This is a genomic window from Streptococcus sp. 10824 (assembly GCF_013276595.1).
GTDB lineage: Bacteria > Bacillota > Bacilli > Lactobacillales > Streptococcaceae > Streptococcus > Streptococcus pseudopneumoniae.
Genome location: NZ_VMLH01000077.1, coordinates 1 through 8534 on the forward strand (window position 1 = coordinate 1; position 8534 = coordinate 8534).

General features: G+C 42.1%; 8 protein-coding genes. 6 read left to right on the plus strand and 2 right to left on the minus strand.

Going from position 1 to position 8534, the window contains the following annotated elements; all coding sequences use genetic code 11:
- Positions 1 to 53: 53 nt before the first annotated feature.
- Positions 54 to 749: a VIT family protein gene (locus tag HT701_RS07410; RefSeq protein WP_023937531.1), complete on the minus strand. Its 696-nt coding sequence runs from the start codon at positions 747 to 749 to the stop codon at positions 54 to 56.
- Positions 750 to 1458: 709 nt separating this feature from the next.
- Here HT701_RS07410 and HT701_RS07415 point away from each other — a divergent pair.
- Genes HT701_RS07415 through aguB form a run of 6 tightly spaced genes read left to right on the plus strand, consistent with a single transcriptional unit; the run spans position 1459 to position 8130 of the window.
- Positions 1459 to 2919, plus strand: coding sequence for an aminotransferase class I/II-fold pyridoxal phosphate-dependent enzyme (locus HT701_RS07415; protein ID WP_138705230.1), 1461 nt, complete (start codon positions 1459 to 1461; stop codon positions 2917 to 2919).
- Positions 2920 to 3780 (plus strand): polyamine aminopropyltransferase, encoded by an 861-nt coding sequence (speE, locus tag HT701_RS07420; protein ID WP_000366713.1) that lies wholly within the window; start codon positions 2920 to 2922, stop codon positions 3778 to 3780.
- A complete protein-coding gene (locus HT701_RS07425; protein ID WP_100104629.1) occupies positions 3777 to 5036 on the plus strand; it encodes a saccharopine dehydrogenase family protein in 1260 nt (419 codons plus the stop codon). The genes speE and HT701_RS07425 overlap by 4 nt, the downstream gene beginning before the upstream one ends.
- A complete protein-coding gene (gene nspC, locus HT701_RS07430) occupies positions 5036 to 6163 on the plus strand; it encodes a carboxynorspermidine decarboxylase (RefSeq protein ID WP_100104628.1) in 1128 nt (375 codons plus the stop codon). Before HT701_RS07425 ends, nspC begins: the two co-directional genes overlap by 1 nt.
- Positions 6160 to 7245 (plus strand): agmatine deiminase, encoded by a 1086-nt coding sequence (gene aguA / locus HT701_RS07435; RefSeq protein WP_023937525.1) that lies wholly within the window; start codon positions 6160 to 6162, stop codon positions 7243 to 7245. The genes nspC and aguA overlap by 4 nt, the downstream gene beginning before the upstream one ends.
- A gap of 9 nt (positions 7246 to 7254) precedes the next feature.
- Positions 7255 to 8130 (plus strand): N-carbamoylputrescine amidase, encoded by an 876-nt coding sequence (gene aguB / locus HT701_RS07440; RefSeq protein ID WP_023937523.1) that lies wholly within the window; start codon positions 7255 to 7257, stop codon positions 8128 to 8130.
- Positions 8131 to 8275: 145 nt separating this feature from the next.
- Here aguB and HT701_RS07445 read toward each other — a convergent pair.
- A partial coding sequence (locus HT701_RS07445; protein WP_172931383.1) for a transposase family protein occupies positions 8276 to 8534 on the minus strand: 259 nt, incomplete at its 5' end.

Sequence of the window (8534 nt, forward strand, 5' to 3'; positions counted from 1 at the left end):
CATATATACGGCAAGGCGAAGCTGACGTGGTTTGAAGAGATTTTCGAAGAGTATTAAATACTGAAAAGTTGTCCGAGTAAGAAGGTAACGCCCATAGTTAAGAGACCAATAGCAAGGTTCCGAATCATAGCTGTTTTGGTTGGGGCTTTTCCAAGTTTGGCACTAGTATAACCAGTGAGAAGAAGGGCCACACCGACGATAAGGACAGTAACAGGGATGCGGTATTCACTTGGGAAAATGGTCACTGAGAGCATTGGAGGCAAACTTCCAAGGAAAAAAGAAATAAAGCTAGAGATGGCAGCATGCCAAGGATTGGTAAACTCTTCATACTCAATACCGTATTTTTCCTCTACCAAAGCCTTGAGTGGATTATTTAAAAAGGCTTTGGTAGTCAAAAGTTGAGCAGAGGTTTCGCATTCTCCATTTTGGATATAGGCAGCATAGAGGGACTTTTTGGCTAGTTCCATATCTTGGTCTAGCAAGAGCTGCTCACGCGCAACGGCTGCTTCCTCAGTATCTTTTTGAGTTGAAACGGATACATATGCTCCACCAGCCATTGAAAAGGCACCAGCTAAGATAGCTGCAAATCCTGATAAAAAGATAATCCAGATATTGGTCGTGGCACTAGCAACTCCGATAACCACACCAGCAATGGAAATAATCCCATCATTGGCACCAAGAACACCCGCACGCAGGATATTTAAACGACCTGCAAAATTTGAATCGATTTCGTGATTTGTTTCTGACATACTATTCTCCTTTTTATCCAGTATAAAGGAAAGAGGTAATGAAATCAATCTTTTAAAAGTATCTGAAAAAAGTTGCACGATTTTAATGATATAAAAATATCGACATCTTCTCTGATAGATCAAACACCGAAGGTAAAGAGTATAGAATAGCATAAAAAATTTTAAATTAAATAGGATAAACATTTTGTTCACTTTATAATCGTTTACAAGAGAATAATGAGTATTAAATCAAATAAAATCCAACTATTTTGCGAACTTTTTATATTTTTTTCGTAAACCGCTTTACAAGTTCTTAAAAACATGATATAGTAATAAAGCTTAGAAAATGAGATGATGTTTTCTAGCAAATATAAACCCGAGTAAAAAATGCCTACGGACAGGCAGGGTTGAATGCCGAAGCGTGGTTGAAAAACCACATTATTGATAGGGTTAAAAGCCTACTTTTATAAGTTGATGTTAGGACACTTGTCCTAATTCATAAATTTTTAGTGTGGTGAAAGCACACGTCATCTTGTGAAACGATCAATAAAGTACGTAATATTTGCTACTAGAGAGTTAGGAAACATCGGGAACAGACATACTCAACAGAAACAAACATAAAAACGTCAGAAGATTGCAGAGCAGGTGGAAACCTGCTCTTTTTTCATGAGTCAACCTTTAGTCGCCTTTATCTTCTTGAGGCACTAAAAATACGGTAAAGGAGTAAGTCTTGAAGAAGTTAGATCAAAACCAAGCCCCAATTTATGAGGCTTTGGTGAAGTTACGCAAGAAAAGGATTGTTCCCTTTGATGTTCCAGGTCACAAGCGTGGACGAGGAAATCCAGAACTTGTCGAACTGTTAGGAGAAAAATGTGTAGGCATTGATGTCAATTCGATGAAACCCTTGGATAATCTAGGACACCCTATTTCGATTATTCGAGATGCAGAGGAGCTGGCTGCAGATGCTTTTGGAGCTAGCCGTGCTTTTCTCATGATTGGTGGAACAACCTCATCGGTGCAGACTATGATTCTGTCAACCTGCAAGGCAGGAGATAAGATTATTCTTCCGAGAAATGTTCACAAATCTGCCATCAATGCGCTGGTTCTATGTGGTGCCATTCCCATCTATATCGAGATGAGTGTAGATCCTAAGATTGGTATCGCTTTAGGTCTTGAAAATGACCGAGTAGCCCAGGCCATAAAGGACCATCCAGATGCCAAGGCCATTTTGATTAACAATCCTACTTACTATGGCATCTGTTCAGACCTAAAGGGTTTGACAGAAATGGCTCATGAAGCTGGCATGATGGTTTTAGTAGATGAAGCCCACGGAGCGCATTTGCATTTCACTGATAAACTTCCAATTTCTGCTATGGATGCAGGGGCTGATATGGCAGCAGTTTCCATGCATAAGTCTGGTGGGAGTTTGACCCAAAGCTCCATTTTACTTATCGGGGAGCAGATGAATTCTGAATACGTTCGTCAGATCATCAACCTGACCCAATCAACATCTGCTTCTTACCTGTTGATGGCTAGTTTGGATATTTCACGTCGCAACTTGGCCCTTCGTGGTAAAGAGTCGTTTGAAAAGGTCATTGAACTGTCTGAGTATGCTCGCCGTGAAATCAATGCTATCGGTGGATACTATGCCTACTCAAAAGAGTTAATAGATGGTGTGTCGGTCTGTGATTTTGATGTAACCAAGCTGTCAGTTTACACTCAGGGTATTGGCTTAACAGGTATCGAGGTTTATGACTTCCTACGAGACGAATACGACATTCAGATTGAGTTTGGTGATATTGGCAATATCTTGGCCTATATTTCGATTGGTGATCGCATCCAAGACATCGAGCGCTTGGTCGGTGCTTTGGCTGACATCAAGAGACTCTATTCACGAGATGGGAAGGACTTGATAGCAGGAGAATATATTCAGCCCGAGTTGGTGTTATCTCCTCAGGAAGCCTTCTATTCAGAGAGAAAAAGTTTGACCTTGGATGAATCTGTTGGACAGGTCTGTGGAGAATTTGTCATGTGCTATCCTCCAGGGATTCCTATCTTGGCTCCTGGTGAACGCATTACTCGTGAAATTGTAGACTATATCCAATTTGCTAAGGAACGTGGTTGCTCCCTCCAAGGGACGGAAGATCCTGAGGTCAATCACATCAACGTCATTAAGAGAAAGGATAACTAGATGGATTTATGGTTTTCTGAAGTTCATACTCCAGATGTCAAATTGTCCCTGCGAACAGCCAAGCAACTCTACGCTGGTAAAAGTGAATGGCAGGATATCGAAGTCTTGGATACCCCAGCTTTTGGGAAAATACTGATTTTAAATGGGCACGTCTTGTTTTCAGATGCGGATGACTTTGTCTACAACGAAATGACCGTTCATGTTCCCATGGCTGTGCATCCCAATCCAAAGAAAGTCTTGGTTATTGGGGGTGGCGACGGTGGTGTTGCTCAAGTATTAACACTCTATCCTGAGCTGGAACAAATCGATATCGTGGAACCAGATGAGATGTTGGTTGAGGTTTGTCGTGAGTATTTCCCAGACTTTGCTGCAGGGCTAGATGATCCACGTGTTACTATTTACTACCAAAATGGGCTACGCTTTTTGCGAAACTGCGAAGATGACTATGATATTATCATCAACGACGCGACGGATCCATTTGGACATACGGAAGGGCTCTTTACCAAGGAATTTTACGGTAATAGTTATCGTGCTCTGAAAGAAGACGGTATAATGATTTACCAGCATGGGAGTCCCTTCTTTGATGAGGATGAGTCAGCTTGCCGAAGCATGCATCGCAAGGTCAATCAAGCCTTTCCAATCAGTCGGGTTTATCAGGCCCATATACCAACCAGTCCAGCTGGCTATTGGTTGTTTGGATTTGCTTCGAAAAAATACCACCCTGTCAAAGATTTTGACAAGGAAGGCTGGAAAAAACGCCAGCTTTTCACAGAATACTACACTGCAAACTTACACGTGGGAGCCTTTATGTTGCCCAAGTATGTTGAGGACATTTTAGAAGAAGAGGAAGGAAAAAAATGAGTCGTTTATTAGTTATTGGATGTGGGGGCGTTGCCCAAGTTGCTATTTCAAAGATTTGTCAGGATAGCGAAACCTTTACAGAGATTATGATTGCCAGCCGTACCAAGTCAAAATGTGATGACTTGAAAGCGAAGTTAGAAGGCAAAACAAGTACAAAGATTGAGACAGCTGCTCTTGATGCTGACAAGGTTCAAGAAGTCATTGCCTTGATTGAAAGCTACAAGCCAGAAGCTGTTTTGAACGTAGCTTTACCATATCAAGATTTAACAATTATGGATGCCTGTTTGGCAACAGGTGTCCACTATATCGACACAGCTAACTACGAGGCAGAGGATACAGAAGATCCTGAGTGGCGTGCCATCTATGAGAAACGTTGCAAGGAACTTGGTTTTACAGCCTACTTTGACTACTCATGGCAATGGGCTTATCAGGAGAAATTCAAAGAAGCTGGCTTGACCGCTCTTCTTGGTTCTGGTTTTGACCCAGGTGTGACCAGCGTCTTTTCTGCCTATGCTCTCAAACACTACTTTGATGAAATCCACTATATCGACATTTTAGACTGTAATGGTGGTGACCACGGTTATCCATTTGCGACAAACTTTAACCCAGAAATCAACCTACGTGAGGTTTCTGCGCCAGGTTCTTACTGGGAAGATGGTAGGTGGGTTGAAGTGGAAGCTATGTCAATCAAGCGTGAGTACGATTTCCCTCAGGTCGGACAAAAAGACATGTATCTCCTTCACCATGAAGAAATTGAATCATTGGTCAAGAACATTCCAGGTGTCAAACGCATTCGTTTCTTTATGACCTTTGGTCAATCTTACTTGACGCACATGAAATGTCTTGAAAATGTTGGACTCCTTCGTACGGATACCATTAACTTCAATGGACAAGACATTGTTCCAATTCAATTCTTAAAAGCCTTGCTTCCAGATCCAGCCAGCCTTGGTCCACGCACGGTTGGTAAAACCAATATCGGTTGTATCTTTACAGGTGTCAAAGATGGCGTTGAAAAGACCATCTACATCTACAATGTCTGCGACCATCAGGAATGTTACGCAGAAGTTGGTTCACAAGCCATTTCTTACACGACAGGCGTTCCAGCCATGATTGGGACAAAATTAGTTATGAATGGTACTTGGAAACAAGCAGGAGTTTACAACCTTGAAGAATTAGATCCAGATCCATTCATGGAAGCTTTGAATGAGTATGGTTTGCCTTGGGTTGTGGTTGAGAATCCACAAATGGTGGACTAATGAAGTTAGAACAAGTACCAACGCCAGCTTACATCATTGACTTGGCAAAGTTAGAAGGCAACTGCCGCATTTTACAATATGTACAAGAAGAATCTGGTTGCAAGGTTTTGCTTGCCCAGAAGGCATATTCCCTTTACAAAACCTATCCCTTGATTAGCCAGTATCTATCTGGTACGACAGCCAGTGGACTCTATGAAGCTAAGCTCGCTAGAGAAGAGTTCCCGGGTGAAGTCCATGTCTTTGCGCCAGCCTTTAAGGATGCGGACATGGAGGAATTACTAGAGATAACGGACCATATCGTCTTTAACTCAGAGAGGCAGTTGCGCAAACACGGGCCTCGTTGTCGGGAGGCTGGTATCAGTGTTGGTTTACGTCTCAATCCTCAGTGTTCAACACAGGGTGACCATGCGCTCTATGACCCTTGTGCACCTGGTTCTCGTTTTGGCGTTACACTAGATAAAATTCCTAGTGATTTGCTGGATTTGGTGGATGGTCTTCATTTTCACACCCTTTGCGAGCAGGGAGCAGATGATTTACAAACAACTTTGAAAGCAGTAGAAGCGCAGTTTGGTCCTTACTTACATGAGGTCAAATGGCTCAATATGGGTGGTGGACATCATATTACAAGAGATGACTATGATGTGGACTTGCTGATTTCTGAGATTAATCGTATTCGCGAAACCTATCAACTCGATGTTTACATCGAGCCTGGTGAAGCTATTGCGCTCAATGCGGGTTATTTAACAACTGAGGTATTAGATATTGTAGAAAACGGTATGGAAATCTTGGTTTTAGATGCCTCTGCGACCTGCCATATGCCTGATGTACTTGAGATGCCCTATCGTCCACCTTTGAGAAATGGCTTTGAGGCACAGGAAAAAGCCCATACCTACAGACTTTCTTCTAATACCTGTCTGACGGGCGATGTAATTGGTGATTATAGTTTTGAAAATCCTGTTGAGATTGGAGATAGACTTTACTTTGAGGACATGGCTATTTACTCATTTGTTAAAAATAATACCTTTAATGGTATTGGATTGCCAAGTCTTTATCTCATGGATGATCAGGGTGACTGTAGCTTAGTCAAAGCCTTTGGCTATCAAGATTTTAAAGGGAGATTATCATGATGGACAGTCCCACAAAATTAGGCTATCGTATGCCAGCAGAGTACGAACTACATCATGGTACCCTCATGATATGGCCGACTCGACCAGGTTCATGGCCCTTTCAAGGAAAGGCTGCTAAAAGAGCTTTCAGCCAGATTATTAAGACCATAGCAGAAGGAGAAAGAGTCTATCTTTTGGTGGACCAAGACTACTTAGCTGAAGCCCAATCTTATCTTGGAGACAAGGTTGTTTATTTAGACATTCCCACCAATGATGCCTGGGCGCGTGATACAGGCCCAACCATTCTTGTCAATGATAAAGGCCAGAAATTAGCCGTGGATTGGTCTTTCAATGCTTGGGGTGGAGCTGTAGATGGTCTCTACCAAGACTATGAAGATGATGATCAAGTAGCCAGTAATTTTGCTGAGGCCTTGGAAATGCCTGTTTATGATGCCAAACCTTTTGTCCTAGAAGGCGGAGCGATACATAGCGATGGTCAAGGAACCATTCTCGTGACTGAAAGTTGTTTGCTTAGTCCTGGTCGCAATCCTCATCTTAGTAAAGAGGAAATCGAAAATACCTTATTAGAGTGCCTTGGCGCTGAAAAAGTTATTTGGCTTCCTTATGGTATTTATCAGGATGAAACCAATGAACACGTTGACAATGTTTCAGCCTTTGTTGGTCCTGCAGAGCTTGTTTTGGCTTGGACAGATGATCAAAACGATCCTCAGTATGCCATGTCAAAAGCAGATCTCGAATTCTTAGAGCAAGAAACAGATGCAAAAGGTCGTCACTTCACTATTCATAAACTTCCAATTCCAGCTCTTCATCAAGTTGTAACCGAAGAGGATTTGCCAGGCTACATCTATGAAGAAGGAGAAGAAGAGCGATACGCAGGTGAACGACTAGCAGCTTCCTACGTAAACTTTTATATTGCCAACAAGGCTGTCCTAGTTCCTCAGTTTCAAGATAAAAACGACCAAGTAGCCTTAGATATTCTCAGTGAGTGTTTCCCAGACCGTAAAGTTGTCGGAATTCCAGCCAGAGATATTCTCTTAGGTGGTGGCAATATCCACTGTATCACCCAACAAATCCCAGAATAGGAGAAAAAGATGAGAAATGTAAGAGTTGCAGCCATTCAGATGCAATGCGCCAAGGATGTGGCAACAAATATTCAAACCGCAGAGCGTTTAGTACGTCAGGCTGCAGAACAAGGCGCACAAATTATTCTCTTGCCCGAGTTGTTTGAACGTCCCTATTTCTGTCAGGAACGTCAGTATGACTACTACCAGCATGCCCAGTCGGTGACAGACAATACAGCTATTCAGCATTTTAAAACCATTGCCAAGGAGCTAAAGGTCGTTTTACCAATCAGTTTCTATGAAAAAGATGGTAATGTCTTGTATAACTCTATTGCCGTCATTGATGCAGATGGTGAGGTGCTGGGTGTTTATCGAAAGACCCACATACCAGATGACCATTATTATCAAGAAAAATTTTATTTCACACCTGGCAACACAGGTTTCAAGGTCTGGGATACTCTCTATGCCAAGATCGGGATCGGTATCTGTTGGGATCAATGGTTCCCTGAAACAGCCCGCTGTCTTGCGTTAAATGGTGCTGAATTGCTCTTTTATCCTACAGCCATTGGTTCAGAGCCAATTTTAGATACGGATAGTTGTGGTCATTGGCAACGTACCATGCAAGGACACGCAGCAGCAAATATTGTTCCAGTCATCTCAGCCAATCGTTATGGATTGGAAGAGGTCACGCCTAGTGAGGAAAATGGCGGACAGAGTTCCAGTCTTGACTTCTACGGTTCCTCCTTTATGACGGATGAAACAGGAGCTATTCTAGAACGAGCTGAAAGACAAGAAGAAGCTGTTCTGTTAGCTACTTATGACCTAGACAAGGGAGCAAGTGAACGCCTAAACTGGGGCTTGTTTCGAGATAGAAGACCAGAAATGTATCAACGAATTACGGACTAGTAGGGGAGAAATGAGAGGTTCATTCTGCTAGACTAACTTCTTATTAGCAACTATAAGATACTATGGTATCTAGTAAATCGATTTTTATGATTCACTATTCTTTTATCTTGATTAGTCCGTATTTTATACTAGACTTCCTGCAAAACTAGAATCCTAGTTCATGATTGATAATACCAACAATCAAATTCATTCGTAATCTGAAGCGTTTACGATGATTTCGATAGGTTGTTGAAAACATTTTAAACGTTTTTACTTTGGCAAAGATGTTCTCAACCTTGCTTCTCTCCTTAGATAGCGCATGGTTACAGGCTTTCTCTTCAGCTGTTAGCGGCTTGAGTTTGCTGGATTTACGTGGAGTTTGTGCTTGAGGATATATCTTCATGATTCCTTGATAACCACTGTCA